The organism is Sphingobacterium sp. GQ94, assembly GCF_059758715.1.
This window is the reverse complement of record NZ_JCAXEC010000006.1, coordinates 115,928-139,785: the sequence shown is the minus strand read 5'-3', so window position 1 is coordinate 139,785 and position 23,858 is coordinate 115,928. Positions and strand designations below refer to the sequence as shown.

At 39.0% G+C, this 23,858-nt stretch carries 16 protein-coding genes; 8 read left to right on the top strand and 8 right to left on the bottom strand.

What is annotated here, in order from left to right:
* Window positions 1-3 precede the first annotated feature (3 nt).
* Genes AC6CHH_RS07960 through AC6CHH_RS07950 form a run of 3 tightly spaced genes read right to left on the bottom strand, consistent with a single transcriptional unit; the run spans window position 4 to window position 5,487 of the window.
* A complete protein-coding gene (locus tag AC6CHH_RS07960) occupies window positions 4-3,174 on the bottom strand; it encodes a SusC/RagA family TonB-linked outer membrane protein (RefSeq protein WP_498281573.1) in 3,171 nt (1,056 codons plus the stop codon).
* Between the two features lie 40 nt (window positions 3,175-3,214).
* Window positions 3,215-4,267 carry a dipeptide epimerase gene (locus AC6CHH_RS07955; protein ID WP_498281571.1) on the bottom strand — a complete coding sequence of 351 codons (1,053 nt, stop codon included), beginning with the start codon at window positions 4,265-4,267 and terminating at the stop codon, window positions 3,215-3,217.
* 11 nt (window positions 4,268-4,278) lie between these two features.
* Window positions 4,279-5,487, bottom strand: coding sequence for a C40 family peptidase (locus tag AC6CHH_RS07950; protein ID WP_498281569.1), 1,209 nt, complete (start codon window positions 5,485-5,487; stop codon window positions 4,279-4,281).
* 172 nt (window positions 5,488-5,659) lie between these two features.
* On the opposite strand from AC6CHH_RS07950, the gene AC6CHH_RS07945 reads away from it, so the two are divergent.
* Together AC6CHH_RS07945 and msrA are read left to right on the top strand one after the other, a co-directional pair.
* A complete protein-coding gene (locus AC6CHH_RS07945) occupies window positions 5,660-6,706 on the top strand; it encodes a glycosylasparaginase (RefSeq protein ID WP_498281567.1) in 1,047 nt (348 codons plus the stop codon).
* A gap of 39 nt (window positions 6,707-6,745) precedes the next feature.
* Complete coding sequence (gene msrA / locus AC6CHH_RS07940) at window positions 6,746-7,261, top strand: peptide-methionine (S)-S-oxide reductase MsrA (RefSeq protein WP_498281565.1); 516 nt, start codon at window positions 6,746-6,748, stop codon at window positions 7,259-7,261.
* A 124-nt stretch (window positions 7,262-7,385) separates the two neighbouring features.
* On the opposite strand, the gene AC6CHH_RS07935 is transcribed toward msrA, so the two are convergent.
* On the bottom strand, window positions 7,386-10,127 hold the full coding sequence (locus tag AC6CHH_RS07935) for a DNA gyrase/topoisomerase IV subunit A (RefSeq protein WP_498281563.1): 2,742 nt from the start codon (window positions 10,125-10,127) through the stop codon (window positions 7,386-7,388).
* A gap of 291 nt (window positions 10,128-10,418) precedes the next feature.
* Between AC6CHH_RS07935 and AC6CHH_RS07930 the strand changes: the two genes are divergently transcribed.
* The 5 genes from AC6CHH_RS07930 to AC6CHH_RS07910 all read left to right on the top strand — a co-directional run bounded on the left by AC6CHH_RS07930 (window position 10,419) and on the right by AC6CHH_RS07910 (window position 17,596).
* Complete coding sequence (locus AC6CHH_RS07930) at window positions 10,419-11,144, top strand: alpha/beta hydrolase (protein WP_498281561.1); 726 nt, start codon at window positions 10,419-10,421, stop codon at window positions 11,142-11,144.
* A gap of 55 nt (window positions 11,145-11,199) precedes the next feature.
* Complete coding sequence (gene dinB, locus AC6CHH_RS07925) at window positions 11,200-12,372, top strand: DNA polymerase IV (RefSeq protein ID WP_498281559.1); 1,173 nt, start codon at window positions 11,200-11,202, stop codon at window positions 12,370-12,372.
* A 195-nt stretch (window positions 12,373-12,567) separates the two neighbouring features.
* Complete coding sequence (locus AC6CHH_RS07920; protein ID WP_498281557.1) at window positions 12,568-13,545, top strand: endonuclease/exonuclease/phosphatase family protein; 978 nt, start codon at window positions 12,568-12,570, stop codon at window positions 13,543-13,545.
* 109 nt (window positions 13,546-13,654) lie between these two features.
* Window positions 13,655-14,620, top strand: coding sequence for an endonuclease/exonuclease/phosphatase family protein (locus AC6CHH_RS07915; protein ID WP_498281555.1), 966 nt, complete (start codon window positions 13,655-13,657; stop codon window positions 14,618-14,620).
* A gap of 42 nt (window positions 14,621-14,662) precedes the next feature.
* Window positions 14,663-17,596 (top strand): DNA polymerase III subunit alpha, encoded by a 2,934-nt coding sequence (locus AC6CHH_RS07910; RefSeq protein WP_498281553.1) that lies wholly within the window; start codon window positions 14,663-14,665, stop codon window positions 17,594-17,596.
* A 66-nt stretch (window positions 17,597-17,662) separates the two neighbouring features.
* Here the strand turns inward: AC6CHH_RS07910 and AC6CHH_RS07905 are convergent, their stop codons facing one another.
* From AC6CHH_RS07905 to AC6CHH_RS07895, 3 genes are read right to left on the bottom strand one after another with little or no spacing between them, the layout of a single operon-like run.
* On the bottom strand, window positions 17,663-18,949 hold the full coding sequence (locus AC6CHH_RS07905; RefSeq protein ID WP_498281551.1) for an AI-2E family transporter: 1,287 nt from the start codon (window positions 18,947-18,949) through the stop codon (window positions 17,663-17,665).
* Window positions 18,942-20,150 carry an MFS transporter gene (locus tag AC6CHH_RS07900; RefSeq protein ID WP_498281549.1) on the bottom strand — a complete coding sequence of 403 codons (1,209 nt, stop codon included), beginning with the start codon at window positions 20,148-20,150 and terminating at the stop codon, window positions 18,942-18,944. Before AC6CHH_RS07900 ends, AC6CHH_RS07905 begins: the two co-directional genes overlap by 8 nt.
* A gap of 2 nt (window positions 20,151-20,152) precedes the next feature.
* Window positions 20,153-20,905, bottom strand: coding sequence for a TrmH family RNA methyltransferase (locus tag AC6CHH_RS07895; protein ID WP_498281547.1), 753 nt, complete (start codon window positions 20,903-20,905; stop codon window positions 20,153-20,155).
* Between the two features lie 3 nt (window positions 20,906-20,908).
* Here AC6CHH_RS07895 and tamL point away from each other — a divergent pair, with 3 nt between their 5' ends.
* Window positions 20,909-23,260, top strand: coding sequence for a translocation and assembly module lipoprotein TamL (gene tamL / locus AC6CHH_RS07890; protein WP_498281545.1), 2,352 nt, complete (start codon window positions 20,909-20,911; stop codon window positions 23,258-23,260).
* Here the strand turns inward: tamL and AC6CHH_RS07885 are convergent.
* The gene (locus AC6CHH_RS07885; protein WP_498281543.1) at window positions 23,257-23,751 is read right to left on the bottom strand and encodes a hypothetical protein; all 495 of its coding nucleotides are present in this window, start codon (window positions 23,749-23,751) and stop codon (window positions 23,257-23,259) included. The two genes, tamL and AC6CHH_RS07885, sit on opposite strands and share 4 nt — an antisense overlap.
* Window positions 23,752-23,858: the final 107 nt, after the last annotated feature.

Sequence of the window (23,858 nt, the reverse complement as noted above, 5' to 3'; positions counted from 1 at the left end):
TGTTTATAAACCTATTTCTAAACCAAAAGTGTATGATTTACCAAATGGCGTTTCCCATCCTCTTGTCCCAAACTGATTAACTTCTGGGTCTGCCCATTTAAATTTAGAAGCAGTTAATAAGTTTGTGCCATTAAAGTATATCCTTACATTGTTTAGCCTTAGCTTATTGCTAATTTCTTGCGGTAACCGGTAGGATAAATTGAGGTTCTTTAAACGAATAAAAGAGGCATCATAAAGATGACGGGTAGATCTGGTTATACCATCTTCTGGGTCATTTCCATTTGTTTTTGGGTAAAGCGCGTCTGTATTCTCGGGAGTCCAAGATTCTTGGATCGCATAATAGGAGCGGATTCTTTCCCAATAATATCCGTCCTCTGCGACGTCTCTTGAACCATGGTCAAATATTTTTCCACCTATCTTATAGTTAAAGTTTAAACCCAAACTGAAACCTTTGTACTCAATATCAGTATTGATTCCCCCGTAAGCCTTTGGAATTGGAGTTCCTGCGATAATTTGTTGAGCATCACTTGCTTTATTGCTAGCTCCTCGGCCATTGAACAAGAAATCGCCGTCTGTTCCATCATTGGTATACCAAATTGGTTTCCCGTTACTTTGGTCGACACCTGCCCATTCGGCGAGGTAATAGGAGAACACATTTTCTCCTTCTCTGTAAATAAATTGAACACGATCATCTCCTCCAGTTGGATCCCACCACGTTAGATCTTTTCCCTCGCTTAATTTCAATACCTTAGATTTCAGTAAAGAAGTGTTTACACTGGCTGACCAACGGAAATCATCCTTTTTGATAAGGTCTCCACCTAATGAAATTTCAATACCTTGGTTGTTAATTAGGCCTACGTTTTTAAGCGTTGAACCAAATCCAGTAACCAAAGATATATTTACATCTTGCAATAAATCTTTTGAATCTCGAGAGAAATATTCGACAGATCCAAATAATCTATTTTGAAAGAACGCAAATTCGGTTCCTACGTTAAATGAATAACTTTTTTCCCATTTCAAGTCACGGTCAGCAATGGTTACGATATTTCCTCCAGGTTGATCCTGGTAATTTGTTCCATATTCGGCTAGAGACCTCCATCCGAAATTTTCACTTGGCAAGGTTCCATTGGTACCGTAGGACACTTTGAGTTTTAATAAGTCCAAATAGTCAGCCTGTGCTAAAAAGTTTTCATTTTTTAAATTCCAAGCTCCTGATAGCGACCAAAAATTACCCCATCTGGTGTCTGGACCTAGGCGAGAGGATCCATCTCGGCGCACGGAAGCCGAAATAAAATAGGTGTTCAAATAATTGTATTCAGCTTTAGAAAAAACGGACAACATATTATTACCCCATGAATATGCACTTGCATCTTTAACCCCTGCAGTCTCGACCGTATGCAAAGCGCTTGATGGTAGATTTGAACCACTAGCGTATTGATAATTCACTTGATTTTTTTCCGCCTCAAATCCACCCAATACATCAATGGAGTGATTGCCGAACGATTTAAGGTAGTTTAGGGTTGTTGAGGATAGCAACTTTTGATAGTTCGTGCTGTATTCAAACACTGTTCCGTTGGCCGTTTCCCCATAGGTGGTATGGTAATGCATCGGACTGTAATATAAATGGTCCTTAACCTCTGAATTATCGAACGAGAAAATGGTTTTTCCAGTCAATTCGGGAAGAAACTTCACCGTTAAGGAAGGAGCAGCTATTATCCTTAGGGTTTTCGAGTCATTTTCCCATTGCTTATCATAATACAAAGGGTTATAACCTAGTGAGTTATATCGATCCGTGTATTCTTTACCCGTTTTATAATCTGTAGGCCAATAGAAAGGGAAAAGTAAATTGTTTGCTAAGTAATTATAGTTGGTCCCAGTATTTCTTGTGTCGTTAAAGCCTTGTTTACCGTTATGGCTAATGTTTATGTTGCTGGCAAACTCAACTTTGTCGTGTAACTTTTGTGAAAAATTTAATCGTCCACCTATGCGACTAAATTCATTGGTGTAGGCCCTGCCTTTCTCTTTGGTATAGGATAAGGAAGAATAATATCGAGTTGCTTCGGTTGCTCCACTGATGGATAAATCGTTGGTTTGGAATTGACCTGTCCGAAATAACGCATCTTCCCAATCAAAGTATTTACCATCTCTATTCTCTACACCGTCTGTTTTACCTTTGATGTTGATTTTATCATACAGACCCACACCCTCGCTTGAGAATTCATAGCCGTGCATGCCGAACCGGGAATTCATCCGATTAACAGCATATTCATTGGCCTGAACATCTGTACTTCCATTGGAGGTTTTATAGTCATGAAATATTTGATAATAATATTGGATCTGCTCCTGGACATTCCCTGGTTTATAGTTGTCTGTAGCCCAGCTCGGTGTAATGCCCAAAGAGCTTCGGAAGTCAATTTTTGGTTTCCCAGATTTCCCGGACTTTGTGGTGATAATCACAACCCCGTTAGCGGCGCGCGATCCATATAGAGAGGACGCAGCTGCGTCTTTTAAAATAGTGATAGATTCAATGTCATTGGGGTTGATTGTAGACATGATGTTGTTGGTCGTACCTGCTAATTTTCCGTTCATTTGACCAGCGTCACCACTCATTGTAGGTACACCGTCAACCACGTATAGAGGTTCATTGGAGGCATTCATTGAACCAATTCCGCGAACACGAACGGTCGAGGTGGCGCCTGCTTGTCCTGAGGTTGTGTTGATCTGTACTCCGGGTATTTTTCCCGTTAAAGCCTGTTCGAATGAAGTTACAGGAATATCCTTTGCTTGCTCACTGTAATTGATATTTGCGGCAGATCCCGTATAAGAACTTTTTTTCGCTGTACCATAAGCGACCACCATGACCTCGTCAATCGCTTGATTGTCTTGAACCATCTGGACGCTTATGCTTTTCCTTGCGGCTATTTTGATTTCTTGTTTCTGGTATCCAATGGCAGTGAAGACAAGGGTTGCATGTTGATCCGCATTTAATGAAAATAATCCATTTTCATTGCTTGAGGTACTGTTGGAAGATCCCTTCACCAATATGGTTATCCCTTCAAGAACTTTACCCTCTGAATCGGTTACCTTACCGGCCACAGAAATTTGTTGGGCATTTACAAGCTGAATGGATGCACAAGTCAGTACGCACAAAGTTGTGAGTATTTGTTTTTTCATAGTTTTGGTTCTAGTTTAATTCGTTAGTTTTAATTTTCATCTATTTTTTAAGAATGCCAATTCCAGCGCGTTCAGGTAAAATACACCGGCCGTTTTGAACCTCCATTCCTTGGTAGATATCGTTGGCGATGAGTAGCGCTCCGTCTAAATCTGCCCAGTCTACTAGTGGAGCTAATTGTGCAGCCGCTGAAATCGCGCATGATGTCTCGGTCATACAACCTAGCATAACTTTCATGTGTAAGGCTCTGGCAAGTTCTGCCATTTTTTTTGCCTCTCTTAACCCCGTACATTTCATCAGTTTGATATTGATGCCCGTATACACACCTTGTAAAGCTGCGACATCTGATAACCGTTGACACCCTTCGTCTGCGATGGTTGGGATGGGAGAATGTTCAGTCAGCCATGCATTTTCATCCATCATTTCTTTAGGCATAGGTTGTTCTAAGAATAGCACATTTTGTTCTTTTAACCAATGAGCCATTTCCAGTGCCTCTTCTTTATTTTTCCAGCCTTGATTCACATCTGCACATAGAGGAACATCGGTTACTGATCGAATTGTATTAATGATCATTTTATCTGTTTCTAATCCTAATTTCACTTTTAAGATTTTAAACTGATCAGCTTCGGCTACTTTTCTTCGGATCATCTCCTGGGTATCAATACCTATGGTGTATGAAGTTGGAGGAATTAATTCTGGGTCTAAACCCCAAATTTTGTATAATGGTTGCCCCATAAGCTTTCCAAGTAGATCATGCAGGGCAATGTCAATTGACGCCTTGGCAGCGGTATTCTTTGGCGCGAGTTCATCGATATAGGCTAATAAGGCTTCAGTTTGATATGGGGAAGAAAATGGAGAAAGGTCAACTTTATTTAAAAAATTCATTACACTTTCTTGAGATTCGCCAAGATATGGGGGCATACTTGCTTCCCCATAACCTGTGATCCCTTCATATTCTAATTCGGTAAGGACTACAGGAGTGGTGGTACGACTGAAGGAGGCCACCGTGAATACATGCCTCAACTCCAATGTATAAGGTTTATATTTTAGGGTAAATTTACCCATCTTTTTGCTAAACCATTCGTCTGCTTTCATGCTTATTATTATTATTTATAATTTGGGTTGTCTTGAATTTTTTGTATCTGGGGATCCTGGGTACCTATATACCTTCTAGCTGCGACCACGGTTCTGGTTTGAAAATCATCGTAATTGGCAGCCTGTTTTAACATCGAATTAATTCGAACGGTACCTGCTGAATGAATAAATTCCCCATTTCCTAGGTAAAGAGCGACATGGGTAACGCGAGCATTTGGATTGGTGTTTTTTCCCGAGGCGAAGAATAATAGGTCAGCCGGTTTTAAGTTTTTTATTGCTTTATCCGCATCGAAATGTCCATCTTTATCTAAAATATCGACTGTGTCTCCCGCCAATACTTGTTGGGATGCATCACGAGGGATAATGTAACCATTCATCAAATAGGCTGTTTTGGTAAAGCCACTGCAATCCACTCCTTTTACCGATGTTCCTCCCCATAGGTAGGGAAGGCCTATCATTGTTTTTGCACTTGAAATGACATGATCTGAAGTTAAGGAGCGGCTGTCTATCCACTGCTCAAAAGGAATTGCCTGATTTTTTGGAACGAAAGCAACACGTGCATCAGGATAACTTACCTTATAATAATCGCCTTCTTGTCCTTCTAATTTTAAAATATCTCCGTATACCAAATCAGATACCCGTGTGCTTTGAGGATCCGCTTTGGAAAGAGATTTTCCGAATTCTTGGGTATAAATAATTTTTTTAGCTTCTTTCCATTGTTGGATTTCTGACTTATTCATTGGGACCACGGATGAGGCTGGAACATACGAAATGTATCCCTCTGGGGTTCGCGCCCTGTATTCGCCATGGACCTTTTGTAAAAGATCCAACTGGGTTCCTAGGAGTGCTTGAGTTGCCATTTCTGAAGCATTTCCCGGTTGGGTACGGAAATTGGCAACCGAAAGGTTAACCACGCCATATAGCTGTTCGCCCAAGGCGATCTCCGGTAGGTTTTTGATGTTGACTTTGGCTGAAAGTGCTTTTAATTTTGAATTAAGAAACGGTATCGCCTCAGGAACAGAAGTTTCAATGGTGTAGCTGTTATTCTGTAGATCAGCGTGGATGAGCGCGATGATTTTCGTTCTTTTATCTGGAGCAAAAGTCTTTTTTGCTTGGGTGATAATATTTTCTACTTTTTTATAAACCGTAGAATCTGTTTGCGCAAAGGATGCGGTGGTGAAACAGAGAAAAAGGCAAATTATAGCTGTTAATTTATTCATCGTTTTTAGACTTTAGACTATTGATTTTGGTAATAGTGCATAAATATGCTAATATTTAGGGTGATTTTAGCACATTATTACGTATTTTCTAAATAAAGTGCTGTTAATAACGCATAATTTACAAAAATTATTTTTTTCCAATGTAACCCCAATTGTTTATATTGTATTCACTATGAGTTCAAGAAGAAGTTTTTTAAAACAAGGCATCATTGGAGCTGCCAGCGTAAGTGCTGTAGCCTCTGCTCTTTCTTGCCAGAATAATAAGGTGTCTAAGGAGAAACCCGTGCGCAAACCAATTGTAATTTCAACATGGGATTTTGGTGTTGCGGCTAATCAAGCTGCTTGGAAAGTTTTATCCAAAAATGGGAGATCGCTTGACGCTGTAGAAATGGGAGTCAAAGTTGCTGAGGCCGATCTTTCTAATACTACTGTTGGAAAGGGAGGATATCCAGATCGGGATGGTCATGTTACCCTAGATGCCTGTATTATGGATGAATTGGGGAATTGCGGCTCTGTTGCTGCTTTGGAAGATATAGCGCATCCAATTTCTGTGGCAAGGATGGTGATGGAAAAAACACCGCATGTGATGTTGGTGGGAGAAGGAGCTAAACAATTTGCTTTACAGAATGGTTTTATCCAGGAAAAATTGTTGACCCCGCAGGCGGAGAAGGCTTGGAAGGAATGGCTGAAAGAAAAAAAGTATGAGCCAATTATGAATATTGAAAACACCTCTTTTGCCACTGAAAAATTACCTGGTAATAAATATAATCACGATACGATAGGAATGCTTGCTTTGGATGAAAGAGGTAATCTTTCTGGCGCATGCACCACCAGCGGAATGGCTTTTAAGATGCATGGGCGGGTTGGTGATAGCCCAATAATTGGTGCTGGATTGTATGTGGATAATGAAATTGGCGGAGCAACCTCAACGGGTGTGGGAGAGGAAGTGATCCGAACGGTTGGGAGTTTCTTAGTGGTGGAGTTAATGCGTCAGGGATATTCCCCAGAAAATGCTTGTAAAGAAGCTGTTTTGAGAATTGTTAAGAAAAAACCGGATATCGCAAAAGATATTCAAGTAGGCTTTTTAGCGCTTAATAAAAATGGAGAATATGGTTCTTTTGCTTTGCAAGATGGGTTTACTTATGCTGTTTGTGATGCGCACAAGCAAGATTTAATAGAAAAAGGAAAGTATCATTACAAACCAAAGGAATCGAAGTAAAAATTTCTTGGTAAATTTGTGAAATAAAAACAATTTATAATGATAGCTACATTTGGTGGAGGTTGCTTTTGGTGCACAGAGGTGATTTTTCAAAATACAAAAGGCGTTTCCTCGGTTTTACCTGGTTATATGGGAGGAAAACGTGATAACCCAACTTATGAACAAGTTTGTTCAGGAGCTTCAGGGCATGTGGAGGTTTCTCAGGTTGAATTTGATGAAGCTCAACTTAGCTTCCAAGAGCTTTTGGCGATTTTCTTTAAAACGCATGATCCTACTACTTTGAATCGCCAGGGAGCAGACGTTGGTACCCAATATCGCTCAGTGATATTCTACCACAATCAGGAGCAAAAGCAGGAAGCAGAAGCTATGATTGGAGAGCTTGAAATGCATAAAGTGTTCGAGAGGCCAATTGTAACGGCTGTAGAACCTGCCAGTCAGTTCTGGGTGGCGGAAAATTACCATCACGATTATTTTAATCGAAACCCGGACAATCAGTTTTGTCAGGTGGTGATTGCACCCAAGCTGCAAAAATATTTAAAAACAGCACAGAAATAACCGTTCGGTCTGTTGATTGGGTACGAGTATCTGATTTTTTTTAGACCGTATAGATGGCTCAACTAAAACAAAAACCATTCAAATCATTGAATGGTTTTTGTCTTTATATATCTCTCCTGGTGGGCTAATCGTCATTTTTTAATCCTGAAAATAAGCCTAATTGTCCATTGTCATCCACTTGAATATCTTCTGGGTTCGTGATTTCCAGCGGAATGTTAACCTTAGGTTCTAAATCGGGTTGGAACTGCTCAGCTTGTTCTTCTTTTTGATTAGGATCTTGATTTTGTCTTTGCGTATCTGTTGAAATATCGGCTTCTGAGATCTGTTCTTTTGTTGGTTGGATCTCCGTTAGATCTACTTCTGGAGTTGTCAATCGTACTTTTTGAACAGTATGAAACGATAAACGGTTGCCTTGGGCTTTCATCCCTTTCACATCTACTATTTCGTTTAATAGTTGCTCAAAATGCTCATGAGTTTGAGATTTTCCTTTTAAAATATCCAATTCAACATGTGGTTCTTGGTTGTTGGTTAAGAGAATTAATTTGCTCTCCTCAGGAATGAATTTAATTCGTTTTCCAACTGGAGTGTCCTCAAAGCTATAACGTTTCACATAATATGTTTTTTTAGGGTCTTGGTGGATAGCGGTATATACCAACTCTGGGTAGTATTTTTCCATTCGAAGTAACTTTTCATCGAAATGGTTGTTGAGATCAAAATTGGACAACTCGTAAGATCCATCACTCAGCACGATAAGGATTTTATCATCTCCATCAAACTCGCCTAGATAATGGCCTCTATTGTCTGCATTAAGACGCTTTAGTATGTCGTCATACCATATTTTTCGGCCAGAAAGGGTAGAAATACCGGCGCTCTTGAAGGTAACCTTCTTCACAGGATATTTAGAGACCATGTTTCCTTGAGATCCACGTCCTTTAATAGCTACCTCTGCAAAATCAAGATCAAAACTAAGTTTACGTAATTTTGAATGTGGTTTTAACTGGATGTTTACGATTTCAGCTTCACCGTTTGAATTCGCTGTGAAATATAAGATTTTAGTTCCTTTGCTTCCTTTACCTATCTCGTAATCTTTGTCCCGGGTTACTCCAGTAACTGAAAAACGTTTTACGTAGTTTGTTCCGCTCGCACCATCTTTGTAAATGGCATTGTAAACGGTTCGTTCATCTCCTTTTTTAAATACGGCTACATGGATAATTTCCTTTCCGACAAATATCTTATCCTGTATTTTGACGACAGAATATTTTCCATCGGCTCGAAAGACGATAATGTCATCAATATCTGAACAATCACTTACCAGTTCGTCTTTTCGCATATTGGTTCCAATAAACCCTTCTGCACGATTGACATACAGTTTAGCGTTGGCGAGTGCAACCTGAGCGGCTTCCACTTTATCAAATATGCGAAGCTCTGTCTTTCGCTCTTTTCCTTTAGCATATTTGGTTCGGATGTATTCGAACCAGTTAATAGCATATTCGGTTAAATTCCGTAAGTTTTTCTTTACCTCTTTGATTTCCTCTTCCAGGGAACCCATCTGATCGTCTGCTTTTTTGACATCAAAACGGGTGATACTGCTCATCGGTTTGTCGATTAGTCGTTTGTAGTCTTCGGAGGTAATCGGACGATAGAACTGATCTAAAAACGGTTCAAATAGTCGGTTCAACACCTCAACGACGATCTCAAAGTTCCCGGCATTCTCATAATCGGCATGTTTATACATGCCCTGTTGTATGAAAATCTTCAGTAAGGAACTGAAAAATATCTTTTCTTGGAGCTCATGTAACCGTATTTCCAGCTCTAGCTTAAGCAGGTTTTTAGTTTGCTTTGTGTTTTCAATCAGAATGTCATTCACACTCATGAAGTATGGTTTATTCTTTTTGATGACACAGGTGTTTGGAGAAATGGAGGTTTCGCATGCTGTGAATGCATACAATGCATCAATGGTCATATCTGGAGAAATTCCAGGTGCTAAATGAACCATAATTTCCACAAATTCAGCCGTATTGTCCTCTATTTTTTTGATTTTTATCTTTCCTTTTTCATTGGCATTTACGATACTATCGATTAAACTTCCAGTGGTCGTTCCAAAAGGTATTTCAGTTATTGCAAGCGTTTTTTTGTCTCTTTCTTCTATTTTCGCCCGAACGCGAATTTTTCCTCCGCGTTGTCCTTCATTGTAAGCAGAAACATCGGCCATACCTCCGGTCGGAAAGTCTGGATAAATAGTTGGTCTTTCACCTCGTAGAACCTGAATAGAGCCATCGATGAGTTCTATGAAATTATGAGGCATAATTTTGGTGGCCAAACCTACGGCTATACCTTCTGCTCCTTGGGTTAATAAAAGTGGGAACTTCACTGGCAGAGTTACGGGTTCTTTGTTCCTTCCATCGTAGCTTAATTGCCATGTGGTCGTATCGGGGTTAAAGACAACCTCATTGGCAAATTTAGACAAACGTCCTTCAATATAACGGGCTGCCGCTGCTGAATCTCCTGTAATTGGATCTCCCCAGTTTCCCTGGCAATCAATTAACAAATCTTTTTGCCCCAATTGAACCATGGCATCTCCAATGGAGGCGTCTCCATGGGGATGGTACTTCATGGTATTACCGATTACATTAGCCGCTTTGTTATAACGCCCATCATCCATCTCTCTTAAGGAATGAAGAATACGACGTTGAACAGGTTTGAATCCATCGTTGATATGAGGTACTGCACGATCCAAGATTACGTAAGAGGCATAGTCTAGAAACCAATTTTCATATAGTCCTGAAAGTGCAATGGTATTGCTTTGTTGGTCTTGATTTGGGCTCACTTGATTGTTCTCTTCTGTGTTGTTGATTTCGTCACTCATGTATTTTCCATAAAATTTTGAAGGATTTGCAGGTTTGAATTTCTGCAACAGGGTAAAAATACAAAAATCATTTCATAAATTGGAGGGTACTACCTATGTATAACATCCTTGAATGTACCCGATACCCTTGCTGATCTTGGACGATACTGAATGTTTGGCGAATCAATAATTTATGGTAATTTTAGGCTGTATTAATCAAAAAGCTAACCTAGGATGAAAAAATTTTTAATGACATTTTGCTTTTTGAGCTGCTTATTTTTTTTATCAGCTCAACCTACAGATTACAAGTTAATGGAAAATATTAGCTATGCAGATAAGAATGCGGATGCTTATAGTCAGCAAAAATGTAAGGTTGATTTTTATTACCCTAGCAATAAAAAAGATTTTGTCACTGTCATTTGGTTTCATGGAGGCGGATTAACCGGAGGTGAAAAAGAAATTCCCTCTTATCTAAAAGAAAAAGGAATTGCTGTTGTAGGGGTTGGTTATAGATTCTCTCCTAAGGTAAAAGTTGAGGACATTATCCAGGATGCTGCTCGAGCTGTTAAATGGACTTTCGATCACGTAACAGAATATGGCGGAAGTACACAGAAGATTGTTTTATCAGGGCATTCCGCTGGAGGATACCTGGACCTGATGCTCGCTTTAAATAAACGTTATCTGGAGCAGGTCGGTCTTTCAAATAGGGATTTATTGGCCGTTGTGCCTTTTAGTTCTCAGGCTATTACACATTTCACTGCTCGCTCGCAAAAAGGAATGAGTATCAATCAACCCATTATCGATGAGTATGCTCCTCTATACTGGGTTAATAAAGACAGTGCTCCTATTGTCCTTATTACTGGTGACCGCGAATTGGAAATGGTTGGCCGCTATGAAGAGAATGCTTATTTATTGCGAATGTTAAAAATAGTAGGTCATACGGACGTGAAGCTTTTGGAATTGGATGGCTACGACCATGGCATGACCTATCCAGCCTTTCCACTGCTTTTAAAAGAAATCGAAGAGCGATCAAAATAAATTTATTTTAAGCTAAGTTTTTTAGTATTTTTGGAAAACATTTTTTCAAAATACTATGGACTTATTGGATAATAAGCGGTTTGTTTCCCATTTGGATCTGGATACGTTCTTTGTTAGTGTAGAGCGTTTAAAGAATAGTGGATTTATAGGAAAACCACTCATCGTTGGTGGGATGGGGGATAGAGCTGTTGTTTCAGCCTGCAGTTATGAGACCCGTAAATTTGGTGTACATAGTGCTATGCCTATGAAGTTAGCGCTACGCTTGTGTCCACATGCCATTGTGGTACGGGGTGATATGGATAGCTACACCTATTACTCAAGGGTAGTGACCGATGTGTTGCGCGAGCGTGTTCCTGTTTTAGAGAAAGCTAGCGTAGATGAGTTCTATGTGGATCTAACGGGAGTGGATCGTTTTTTTGGTTGTAGCCAATTTATGGGCGAATTAAAAGCAAGGGTTAAAAAGGAGAGTGGTTTGCCCATTAGTTATGCTCTAGGATCTAATAAATTGATTAGTAAGGTTGCTACTGATGATGCTAAGCCAGATGGACAAATAGAAATAAAACATGGACTCGAGAAAGCTTACCTTGCTCCGCTGAAAATACAGCGTATGCCTGGAATTGGTCAAAAAACCAGTTCCCTCTTGCATCAAATGGGTGTGCGAACCATCAAAGTTTTAAGTGAAATCCCGGTACCCATGATGCATAATTTGTTGGGTAAGAATGGTGTTGATCTTTCTCGAAAAGCAAACGGTATTGACCCTTCTCCTATTATTCCTTATTCTGAACGTAAAAGTATAGGAGCGGAGGAAACTTTTGCCCAAGACACAATCGATACGCAGTTTTTGTCTAGTGAATTAATTCGTATGACTGAAAAGCTCACCTTTGAACTGCGTAAGCAGAAAAAGCTTACAGGTTGCCTTACGGTGAAATTACGGTATGCTAATTTTGATACCGTTAGTAAACAACTGGTTATTTCTTACACAGCCTCGGATGCCGTATTGTTGAAAAAGGTGAAGGAATTATTCAGTAAACTTTACGACAAGCGCATGTTGGTGCGTTTGATCGGTGTCCGATTTAGTCATTTGGTACAAGGCTTTCAGCAGATTAATTTATTTGAGGATACCCAAGAAGCTATTCGCTTGTATCAAGCGATGGATGCCATGCGCGCTCGGTATGGTGATGAGGCGATCAGACGAGCCACCTCGGTCAATCTGAAAAAAAATAAATAAGCGTTTGAATCCAGTCTGTTTAGAATGACGTTATTAATTTATTACTTCTTCATGAAGGTCTTGTTAGTGAATTGTTTCCGTTATGTAACCTCTTAAAGATTTCGACATTTTGAATCAATTGAAATTTAACCCAGAAACAGAAATGAGGTTAAATGACATGTGTATTCTTGTATAGAAACTAGAGGATACTATATTATGATAATCAACCTGCCTTATCCCAGAATAAATAAAGCTTGGAATTTTCGTCTATTGATCATTGTGTGTTCCGTTGTTCTTTTTGGTTTAATGTTCAATTTTAAGCCAGTGAGTGGTTCAATGGTTGAATCTGCCATCCTGCATACCGAACTGCCTGACCAACAAGAGGGGGAGTTTTCGGTATTGACTTACAATATTGCCGGTTTACCCGATTTGATTTCGAGTGCAAAGAGTCCAAGGGCCTCCAGCATCCGAACCATTGGAGATCGAATTAATGCATTTGATATTGTGAATATTCAGGAAGACTTTCATTACAACGCAGAATTATTCGAAAAAAATACGCATTCCTTTCGAACCAAACCTATGGATGGGATTCCTTTTGGTGATGGACTGAACACCCTTTCCAAATTCCCGATCGTTCAAACACAGCGTGTTGCTTGGAATGATTGCAGCGGGGCTGATTGTTTTGCGCAAAAGGGATTTAGTTATACCCGTATTCAATTGGCAAAGGAAGTGTTTTTAGACGTATATAATATTCATGCCACGGCTCAAAATAACCCGAGGGCTATCCTGATGAGAAAGAGAAATTTGGAGCAATTTGCTGATTTCTTAGATAAGCACTCGGCTTGTCAGGCACTATTGATTATGGGTGATTTTAATGCACATTATGAGTTTTCTCAAGATCATATTCGAGATTTTAAACATCAGACAGCTTTACTGGATAGTTGGGTGCTTTTGTGCAACAAAGGGGTTATTCCTGAGGCTTTGGAAAATTTTCGATCCAAGAACGCTTTGAAGGTAACCGATGCGACTGAAAGTATAGATAAGATCTATTACCGCAATAGTGACCAGCTCGTGCTACGTCCTTTAGAGTATCGCGTACAGAAGGATCTTTTTGTGAATGAACTTGGAGAGCCGTTATCTGATCATTGTGCCATTTCGTTGAATTTGGCTTGGGCACTGGTGGATTCAAACTAAAAAAATGAACGCTTTATGTGCTTATTATAGGGTTAATCTCTGGTATATTTGGACTATTAAAGTATATTTAACTTAGTTTTTCTTTTGATATTCATTTTTTCCATACTTAATGATTGTACTGTATGTCTTGGTAGGATTAATTTTAGTATTCCTATTGGTCTATAAAAAATTAAAAAGCAGATTAACATCTGTTATTTTAGCCGGTGATAATCCATTTTTAACGCATAAGCTAGAGGGTAAAATTTCTGTTTTAACTTATAATATTGCTGGCTTACCTGAAAGAATATCTTCAGCGAGCACTCCCAGAAAGCGTAGTATGGTTGAGATTGGAAAAAAAATTAAGCCATATGATATCGTGAATGTACAGGAAGATTTTAATTATAATTTCTCTTTTTATTCACACAACAAACATCCTTTTCGTACGCAAACCAAGGGAAAGATTCCGTACGGAGATGGATTAAACTCTCTCTCAAAATACCCTATTCTTGAATACCATAGAATTCCTTGGAGGCAGTGCAATGGGTCAGATTGTTGGACCTTAAAGGGTTTTACCGTTGTAAAGATACAGCTCGGCAAAAAAGCCATTCTGGAGGTCTATAATGTGCATGCAAATTCTGGACATTCTGGGCGTTCGGCAAAAGCGCGACGCGAGAATTTGAGACAATTGGGTAGGTATATTAAGGATCATTCGGCAGGCAGGCCTTTGATCGTGATGGGTGATTTTAATGCACATTATACGGATGCCAAGGATAATTTACCTGAATTTTTGTCGACCACCGGACTAAGAGACGGCTGGATCGACTATCTTAGAGAGGGGATTTTCCCTGAAACTATTACAAAATTTGTTCCTGTGCACATGCTGGAATTAAACAATGATACGGAAAGTTTGGATAAGATATTCTTGCGAAATTCAGTGAATCTTCATTTCAAGATTGTGGATTACCAAGTTGAGATTGAACGTTTCAAAAATTCACATGGTGAGTTTTTGTCGGATCACTTAGCAATTTCGATGGAATTGGAATGGAAATGGAAAGACCAAGGAAATTCAATAGATTTTCCAGGTAATAAAAGCTAATATTTTTAGTATTTTTTAATTAAAATTAACTAATCTTGCAATATGTTTTTGAATTGCAAGACCTGGTTTAGTTTTCATTATGGGACCTACCCGACTAAAGAGTTGATCGAGAAGGCCTCCTTGTTTGGGGTGAGCGCGATGGCACTCACCAATATAAACAATACTGCTGATTGCTGGGATTTTGTAGTGAAATCTCAGCAAGCTAAAATCAAGCCCATTGTGGGGGTTGAGGTCCGAAATCAGGAACAATTTTGCTATATTCTTTTAGCCAAAGACAATAATGGTCTGAAATCAATACATCGTTTTCTCTCGTTTTATAAACAACGTAAACTTTCCTTTCCAAAAAGAGCTCCCCGTTCTCTGAAACAGGTTTGGGCCATCTATCGATACGATGGTCACCCCCCAATAAGTGAGTTGCAAGAGTGGGAGTTGATCGGAATAGGCTTGGAAGACCTCAATAAGCTAGGCTGGCAGCAGCAATTAAATGCTAATTGTTGGGTATTGTTGCATCCGGTTACCTTTCAAGACAAAATCAATTATGACTTGCACAGAATCCTAAGGGCAATAGGTAAAAACACATTGCTCTCGAAATTGGATAAGAAGGATATAGCTGGTCCGCATGAGGTTTTTCTGGAAGAGAAAAAATTAATGGAGGCTTTTGCTGATTTTGCACCAGTGATTCAAAAAACGCGTCAGGTCATTGAGAGTTGTTCCATAGAAATGGAATTTCATGTAGATAAAAATAAGAAGTTTTTTACCGACTCTGTTCAGGGTGATCAGGAGTTGTTGCGAAAACTTGCGGTTCAGGGTTGCCGCTCTCGCTACGGCATAAAGAATACCGCAGCACTGGAAAGAGTCCACAAAGAGCTGAATATTATCAATAAATCAAATTTCAATGCTTATTTTCTGATCGTATGGGACATGCTTCAGCATGCCAAAAGGAAGGGCTTTTATCATGTAGGCCGCGGAAGTGGGGCGAACTCGATTATTGCATATTGTCTACAGATAACGGATGTAGATCCAATTAAATTGAATCTTTATTTCGAACGGTTTTTAAACCCCAACCGTAGCTCACCCCCTGATTTCGACATTGACTTTAGTTGGAGGGATCGAGACGCTATTTTCGAGTATTTGTTTAGTCGATATGGTGCGCAAAATGTATCTCTATTGGGCATGTATAGTACTTTTCAACGACGTGCCATCGTTAGGGAACTGGGAAAGGTTTTTGGCTTACCAAAAGAAGAAATTGACGAGTTGGTACATAAAAGAGAGTGGAATGCAGAAGATAAAATTCAACGATGGATACAGCGCTATGGAGCGATGCTGGTTGATTTCCCCAATAACATCAGTGTTCACGCTTCTGGGGTCTTAATCAGCGAGAAGCCCTTGAATGAATATGGAGTCCTTGAGCGGCCTCCGAAAGGTTTTCTGACCTTGCATATGGATATGTTTGAAGCTGATCGGGTAGGGCTTTTTAAATTCGATATTCTTAGCCAACGAGGCTTAGGGCATATAAAGGATGCCTTAGAGCTGATCAAATGCAATAGAGGGGTAAATGTGGATATTCATCAAGTTGAACGCTTTATTGAAGATCCTAAACTCGCGGATAGGATCCGAAAGGCTGATACCATTGGCTGCTTTTATATTGAGAGTCCCGCCATGCGTCAGTTGTTGGGAAAATTGAACTGCTCAGATTATACTACTTTGGTTGCCGCGAGTTCGATTATTCGCCCCGGAGTTGCACAGTCTGGAATGATGAAACAATATATTGAACGATATCATGATCCTAAAAAGATCGAATATCTACATCCCATGATGGAGGAATTATTGCAGGAAACCTTTGGTGTAATGGTGTATCAGGAGGATGTAATTAAAGTGGCTCATCATTTTGGAGGTATATCGTTAGAAGAAGCTGATATCCTGCGACGTGCAATGAGTGGGAAATACCGCTCAGAAAATAAATTCGAGTTGATGCGGGAAAAATTTTTCAGCAATTGCAAAAAGTTTGGATATCCCCAGCACGTTACCATTGAGATTTGGAGACAGATGGAAAGTTTTGGTGGTTATTCTTTTGCCAAGGGACATTCGGCCTCTTTTGCCGTCGAGAGTTATCAAAGTTTGTATTTGAAAACGTATTTTCCTTGTGAATTTTACCTCGCGGTTATCAATAATTTCGGTGGGTTTTATCGTACGGAATTTTATTTTCATGAATTGCGTCGTCATGGTGGAGTAATTGAACTTCCCTGTTTGAATCACAGTGATTATTTAACCAATATTTTTCAACAGAAGGTGTATGTTGGTTTTATTCATCTTCAAGGACTCGAACAAGACCTGGGAGATCGAATTGTAGAGCAAAGGAAGATAGGGGGGCTGTATAAGGACCTCAACGATGTTATCCTTCGATTAAAGCCTAGCGCTGAGCAACTGAATTTGTTAATACGTATTGGTGCATTGCGTTTTACGGGTTTAGATAAGAAAGCGTTGTTATGGGAGGCGAATTTTCAAAGTAAGCGTGTCGTGAGGGATAATTCGAGGAGTCTTTTTGAGACGCAAGCTGTGCAATTCGAGTTGCCACGATTTGAAATAGATCGTTTAGAGGATTTGAAAGATGAGTTGGATCTTTTGGGTTTCCTTGTCGGTGACTTCTTTGAATTGTTGAACCCAAAATACCTTCAGGGTACTATTTTGGCAAGTCAGTTGGCTGAACATCTGGGTAAGCAAATTAAGATCATAGGACGGTTGGTTACTTTAAAGGAAACGCGGACCCTGAAAAGAGAACGAATGTGTTTTGGAACTTTTTTGGACGAAAAAGGAGATTGGCTGGACACAGTGCATTTCCCTAACGTTCTTCAACAGTATCCCTTTTTAGGGGACGGATTCTATGAGCTTCATGGTCGAGTAATGGAAGAATTTGGGGCGTATACTGTTGAGGTTTTTAGTATGCGAAAATTGGGTTACACATTGTTAGAGATGTAATTTCGGGCGTAAAGCTAAGCTTCCAATATGAGCCCAGAGATTGGAAGCTTTTAATAATTATTAATTTTATGATTTGGGAACCCCGGAGTCTGGATTGTCTTGTAGTCCAGAAGATTGTTCGTCTGTTTGAGTCGCTAGATTAATTTCTGATATCGTAGGTTCCATATCCAGATCTTCTTGAGTGATATTAGGGTAAATTTCAACAACTTCTTTGATTTTTTTCGGTGTTCGAACGATTCCCCATTTCATCAACAGATATTGAGTTGAATTTCGTTTTAAATGTTCTTTTTCAGGTTCACCTATTAGAAAACCAATGGCCTGCATCCCTGGAATGGAGTCAAAGATCACTTTTAAAGTAGCAATGAATGGAAGGGCTAAAATTAAACCAGCCAATCCAAATAACATTCCGCCTAATAAAATTCCGATAATAGCCATCAGTGGATTAATACTGACTTTACTGCCAACGATGTTTGGCGTGATAATATTTCCTTCAAGAAATTGGACTATTTGGAACCAGACAACCACGCCAACCGCATACCAGGCGTTATCTTTTACCGCTAAGGCAAATAAAGCGGGAAGAATTGACCCAATTGCTATACCAATATAAGGCAAGAGCATCAATAAGGACGCTAGAGAACCAAAGAACCAAGCATATTCTATTCCTAAAAGCATCAGACCAACTGTATTTAAAATCGCCACAATCCCCATTACGGTAATCAGACCAATTAGATAGCTTTGAACCACACTGTAAATTTTATTTAAAACCTCATTTACTTTTCTCTGAGAGGAAGATTTGAAGGCCTTGAAGAAGAACTCACGAAAAAATACACGGTAATACAATAGGAAGAAACTGAACAAAGGAACCAGAATGGCACTTGTCAATATGTTACCAATTGAGCCAAAGGTGGTCCCCAACATGCCACCTATATTCTGCATCGACTTCTCTCCTTGTTCTCGGAGTTTCTCCATCACCTCTGTTCGTTCGATGCCAAATTGGGATTCTAGCCAAGTTTGTCCATTTTCTAATACAGAAAGCACTTTGTCTGTAATGGAAGAGGCATTTTTACCAATAATAATACTTTCGTATACAATAAACCAAGACAGTCCCGAAATTAATGAGATTGCCAGTAGAACGGCTAGTATAGCAGAGAAAGCTTTACCCAGTCTTAATCGTTCAAAGAATTTAGCTAAAGGGAATAACGAGATAGAAATTAGGATGGAGAACAATAGCGGCAACAACACGCTTTGTGTAGCATACATTAAGGCTAAAATGATAACCAGTGCAAATAAGCTGGAGGCCAACTCGACTGAGTAGGGCAATGCTATGTTTTTATTAGGCTGATTTTTATCCATCGTGCTTTGTGTAAAGGTTTTTTCTTTTCTTGTACTTACTCCAGTAAATTACATATAAAAATGCAAAAAATATAACAATCGCATTACCATACATGATATTGGGAATTCTTTGGATCTGATCGCTATAGATATAGCCTGCAAATAATGCTCCTCCTCCGATACCAGCCTCCAAAGCGATATACATCGTGGCCATTGCTTTTCCTCGGTATTGAGGTAACGATAGATCAATTGTCCATGCATTTACTGCCGGAGAAAATATGCCCGTACCAATCCCATACAAACAGGCACCAATGACCAGCTGGGTAACACTATCCCCAAATCCTAAGTAAACAATGGAAATTGAGATAATCAAAATTCCAATCTTCATGACACTTATTCTGCCGTAGCGATCCGAAAATTTTCCTGAAATAAACCGTATACCTATTGATGCTACCGTATAAGCTGTGAAAAACAAACCTTTATTGGAAATCCCCAGGTGTTCGCTCCAATCAGGAATTAGCGTCAATATAACCCCATAGGCCGTGTAAGAAAGTAGGGTGACAACAGCTGCCGGAATCACGCGCCACTCAATAACATCTCGACGGGATATCTTTAGCATATTGAATGAAAATGGTTGTTTTTTGGTCAATGTTTCTTTCATGTTCATTACAATGATAATGGATATAAAAGCAAAAATGGAAGAGCTGTAAAACATGGCGTTTAAGCTGTAGGCTTGGGCTATATGGCTCCCTATGGCCGGTCCAATTGCTCCTCCGATACTAAAACATAAGCCATGCATGCCCAGGGCTTCTCCCCATCGGCTTGAAGGGATGATGTCTGCAACATAGGCGGAGGTAGCGGTGGGTTTAAAACCAGTTGAGAATCCATGAACAAGACGCAGTAGGAAAAATCCTGAAACAGAACTGAGTATCGGATATAAAAAACCACACATCACGCAAACAATGGATCCAATGGCCATTACAGGCACTCTTCCCCATTTGTCCGTTAAGCGACCACTGAATGGTCGAGAAATTCCGGCAGTTAAGGTGAATAGCGCAATAATTAATCCTTTATGTTCAGCTCCGCCCAAAGAAGATAAAAAATTGGGTAGTTCCGGAATAATCATGTTGAAACTTGAGGAGAATAACAAAGAGCTCAAACACAACAAGCCAAACTGGATGGTATATAAAGGTCTCTGATCTAGCGTTTCTGTGTTATTCATTATTATCTTGATAGTTTTTGTCTACAAAGCTCGGAACAAAATAAGGTGGTAGCAACCGCGACATTTAATGATTCAGCTTGACCAACTTTTGGAATTGTAACAGCTTGATCAATCTGATTCAATAATTCCGGACGAATTCCATTGCCTTCATTTCCCATTAGTATAAATCCCTCTTTACCAAAATTGGTTTTATAGATTGACTCCCCATTTAACAAGGCGCCGAATAAGGGGATGTTTTTGTTGGCCACGAATTCCACAATATCTAAATAGTATAACTTTATTCTGGATAAGGATCCCATTGTCGCTTGTACAACTTTTGGATTATAGGCATCCACTGTACCCACAGAACATATGATGTTTTCAATACCAAACCATTCTGCCGTTCGTATAATTGTGCCTAGATTGCCTGGGTCTTGGACATCGTCCAAAATTAAGCTGTGTTTTCCTTTTAGTTTGGCGTGCTCTAAAAAAATCTTTTCAGGAATTTCTACTAAGGCCAATGCACCTTGCGGATTTTTTAGACTACTTATTTTTGCAAAGTCTTGAACTGTTAACACTTCAAGTTTTATATTCTGCGGTATTTTACCCAATTTTGCAACTGTTTCCGCCCAGGCATATATTTTTTGTATCGTATAAGTGGAGTTGATAAATTCACGCACGGATTTTACACCCTCGACAATAAATACATTATGTTGAATGCGGAATTTTTTATGCTGCAATGAAGTTATGTGACTGATTTGAGCTTTTGACAACATAGAATGAAAGTAAAAAAAAGAAGTTATTTTATTTTTGCAAGTATACTATTTTTGTTGCTAACTTTTGCTTCTTGTCGCTCGGCAAAATACCTTCAAGAAGATCAATTCTTAGTAACTAAAGTGGATATTAATGGGATCAGCCCGGAATTAAAGGAAACTGCCCAAATGTATATTGCTAATGAAATTAGGCCTAATTCACCTTTATATTTAACCTTCTATAACATCTTCAATACCAAAGATGGACAATACAAAACCAGTAAATTAAAAAACGTTGGTGAAGCACCCCGGATTTTGGACTCCGCAATTGTGGAATTATCAGCAAATCAAATTGAGCGTTTTCTACAAACAAAAGGGTATTTTAATGCAAAGGTTAATACGTTAATTGAATTTAATAAGAAAAAAGCGAAGATCAATTTCAATGCAAATAGCGGAAAGCCTTATTTCCTAAATGAAGTGATTAGGCATGTTGAAGATCCTAAGGTAGATTCGATCTATCAAAATTTGGTTATTCCGTCCAGCCTTATAAAAAAGGGAAATAGGTATAATTCTGCAGATTTATTTGCTGAAAGGGAAGCCTTGTATGTCAAAATGAGAGAAGCGGGCTATTACGATTACTTGCGTCAATATATGCGGGTAGGTTTAGATACCATAGGTCTAGGCTTTAAAACGAATTTAGATATTCAGGTGACCAATCCTGATTCCACCAAAGCACATCAATTATACTATATAAATCAGGTTTACCTTAAGGTAGAATCTACCCAAGCTGCAGTGTCAAAAGCAACTACAAGTTATCGTGACTCCACCCTTAAGATAACTTATACAGATCAAACTGGTCAGTTCCGACTGCGCCCATTGGCTCGATATGCATTCCTGAGATCTGGCCAAAAATACAATTTCCACAATGAGGAGCTTTCCTATGATCGCTTATATGAAATGAATGGTTTTCGCTCGGTGAAGATAAATTATGAGAAAAAAGATTCTTCAAAACTAGATGTCTATTACACTTTAGTTCCAAGACCAACCATGAGCAATCAGATTGAGGGAGAGTTTACTTTTAGTTCTGGGATGAGTGGTTTTAATGTTGGAAACACATTCTCCCATCGAAATGTATTTGGTGGCTCTGAAACCATTGAAGTAAAAATGCGTTATGGAGTTCTTTTTGATTCAAGACTTCCTGGGAATTTGACAGACAAAATATTCAATAATGATTTTCAAATTGGAGTCAACCTTTCTTTTCCGAGATTGTTAACACCGTTTCGGGTCAAAAGTCTTGGACGATACGGTTTACCCAGAACTACCTTTTCTTCTAGTTTGCAGTTGTTTTTTCAAGACCAAACTTACGCGAATCGCTATTTTATTAATAGTCTAAATTATTTATGGTTTCAAGCGACTAATAAAATGCATAGCTTCACTCCAATAGTAATAGAATATAGGGATGGTCAATTAAATGAAGAATTTAGGCAAAACCTTATTGAGAAAGGCTATGAACTGTATGTTCGAAGTAATGATAGACGATATTTTGGGTTGGGATCTCAATATGCCTTTACCTATAACGCACCCAAATTAACCACTATCGGGAATTTTAATTATTTCCGAGGGACACTCGACTTGAGTGGGAATTTGTTAAGTCTGATTGGAAACATGATGAATTTTGAAGAAGATGAACAAGGGAGTAAATTGATTTTTGGTGTACCCTATCTTCAGTATATCAAAGGAGAATTGGATTACCGGTGGTATAAACACTTGGGAGGAAATAAACAATTTGTTTTTCGGCTAAATACGGGAATGGCTGTGCCTTATGGTAATAATTCATCTTTGTTAATCTTTGAAAAAAGCTTTTTTGCAGGTGGGATGAATGGCATTCGTGCATGGCAAGCTAGGACCTTAGGTCCGGGAGCCTATAACAGGGAAAATACAGACGAAGCTGTCCGTTTAAATCTTCGTAATCTGGATCAGCTAGGTGAACTCAAATTAGAAACAAATGCTGAATTCAGGTTCCGCTTACTGAATGATTTTTTTGGGGCTAAATTAAATGGTGCTACCTTCTTGGATGCGGGGAATGTTTGGCGACTTCGAAAAGATAACCTGAATCCCAATGGAGAATTTAATGGACAAAAATTTCTTTCTCAGATTGCCCTAGGTACGGGTTTTGGTCTGCGAGTGGATATGGATTATTTTATTATTCGATTGGATGCCGGGCTGAAACTAAAGGATCCACAGTTTAATGGTTCCGATCAATGGGTAATTAAGCATTTTTTCAATTCCACGGATTTCAAAAGCAGCTATTATAATACCCATAAACCTGATCGATACAATTTTATTCAATATAATTTTGGGGTTGGGATGCCCTTTTAAATCAGATCTTTTATTTTTAAAATAGTATCTTGAATCATTCCTTGAATGTCTAATCCTTTGCTTTGATTTAGGTAAAAATAGAGCGCGGCCAATATGATTAGAGTAATAATAAAACGCTTGAATTTATAGGCAATATACAACACAAGCAATGGGATAAGAATCAAGAGAAATCCGTTGATTTTGTAGGCCGTAATTTCTTTTTCGCTCACGCGAAGGAAAAATAGTTTTCCAATTTCTTTTTCTGAGGATTTATGTTTGAAGAAAACAAAGGTGGAAGACTCAATAGGATGATTTGTAACAGCCACTCCATCCTCGAAATCTAGGTCTTGAAGAAAACCGTTAATTGAGAAATTGTAATTTCCGTTGACTTGATTATTGGTTTTTTCAAGTGAATCAATGGCAATTATAGCCAATTTTCCGTTTTGAGATAGGTTTTCCTTGACTGTGAAATCTTGGATATTTTTGTTTTGAGCCCATGTGGATAAGGACATGAATAACATCAAAGAAAAAATGAACCAGCTTGTATACCTGTTTTTCATGATGCAATGATACAAAATAGAGTGCATTCTAAAAAAGACAAAGGTTCAAATTAGAGTTT

What these genes read in the sequence shown, in the direction of transcription:
- AC6CHH_RS07895 (WP_498281547.1), bottom strand. Translation starts at nt 20,905, where the DNA reads ATGTTGTCAAAAGCTCAAATCAGTCACATAACTTCATTGCAGCATAAA.
- AC6CHH_RS07960 (WP_498281573.1), bottom strand. Translation starts at nt 3,174, where the DNA reads ATGAAAAAACAAATACTCACAACTTTGTGCGTACTGACTTGTGCATCC.
- tamL (WP_498281545.1), top strand. Translation starts at nt 20,909, where the DNA reads ATGAAAGTAAAAAAAAGAAGTTATTTTATTTTTGCAAGTATACTATTT.
- AC6CHH_RS07905 (WP_498281551.1), bottom strand. Translation starts at nt 18,949, where the DNA reads ATGGATAAAAATCAGCCTAATAAAAACATAGCATTGCCCTACTCAGTC.
- AC6CHH_RS07950 (WP_498281569.1), bottom strand. Translation starts at nt 5,487, where the DNA reads ATGAATAAATTAACAGCTATAATTTGCCTTTTTCTCTGTTTCACCACC.
- AC6CHH_RS07920 (WP_498281557.1), top strand. Translation starts at nt 12,568, where the DNA reads ATGATAATCAACCTGCCTTATCCCAGAATAAATAAAGCTTGGAATTTT.
- AC6CHH_RS07885 (WP_498281543.1), bottom strand. Translation starts at nt 23,751, where the DNA reads ATGTCCTTATCCACATGGGCTCAAAACAAAAATATCCAAGATTTCACA.
- AC6CHH_RS07915 (WP_498281555.1), top strand. Translation starts at nt 13,655, where the DNA reads ATGATTGTACTGTATGTCTTGGTAGGATTAATTTTAGTATTCCTATTG.
- AC6CHH_RS07930 (WP_498281561.1), top strand. Translation starts at nt 10,419, where the DNA reads ATGGAAAATATTAGCTATGCAGATAAGAATGCGGATGCTTATAGTCAG.
- AC6CHH_RS07900 (WP_498281549.1), bottom strand. Translation starts at nt 20,150, where the DNA reads ATGAATAACACAGAAACGCTAGATCAGAGACCTTTATATACCATCCAG.
- AC6CHH_RS07935 (WP_498281563.1), bottom strand. Translation starts at nt 10,127, where the DNA reads ATGAGTGACGAAATCAACAACACAGAAGAGAACAATCAAGTGAGCCCA.
- dinB (WP_498281559.1), top strand. Translation starts at nt 11,200, where the DNA reads ATGGACTTATTGGATAATAAGCGGTTTGTTTCCCATTTGGATCTGGAT.
- AC6CHH_RS07910 (WP_498281553.1), top strand. Translation starts at nt 14,663, where the DNA reads ATGTTTTTGAATTGCAAGACCTGGTTTAGTTTTCATTATGGGACCTAC.
- AC6CHH_RS07955 (WP_498281571.1), bottom strand. Translation starts at nt 4,267, where the DNA reads ATGAAAGCAGACGAATGGTTTAGCAAAAAGATGGGTAAATTTACCCTA.
- AC6CHH_RS07945 (WP_498281567.1), top strand. Translation starts at nt 5,660, where the DNA reads ATGAGTTCAAGAAGAAGTTTTTTAAAACAAGGCATCATTGGAGCTGCC.
- msrA (WP_498281565.1), top strand. Translation starts at nt 6,746, where the DNA reads ATGATAGCTACATTTGGTGGAGGTTGCTTTTGGTGCACAGAGGTGATT.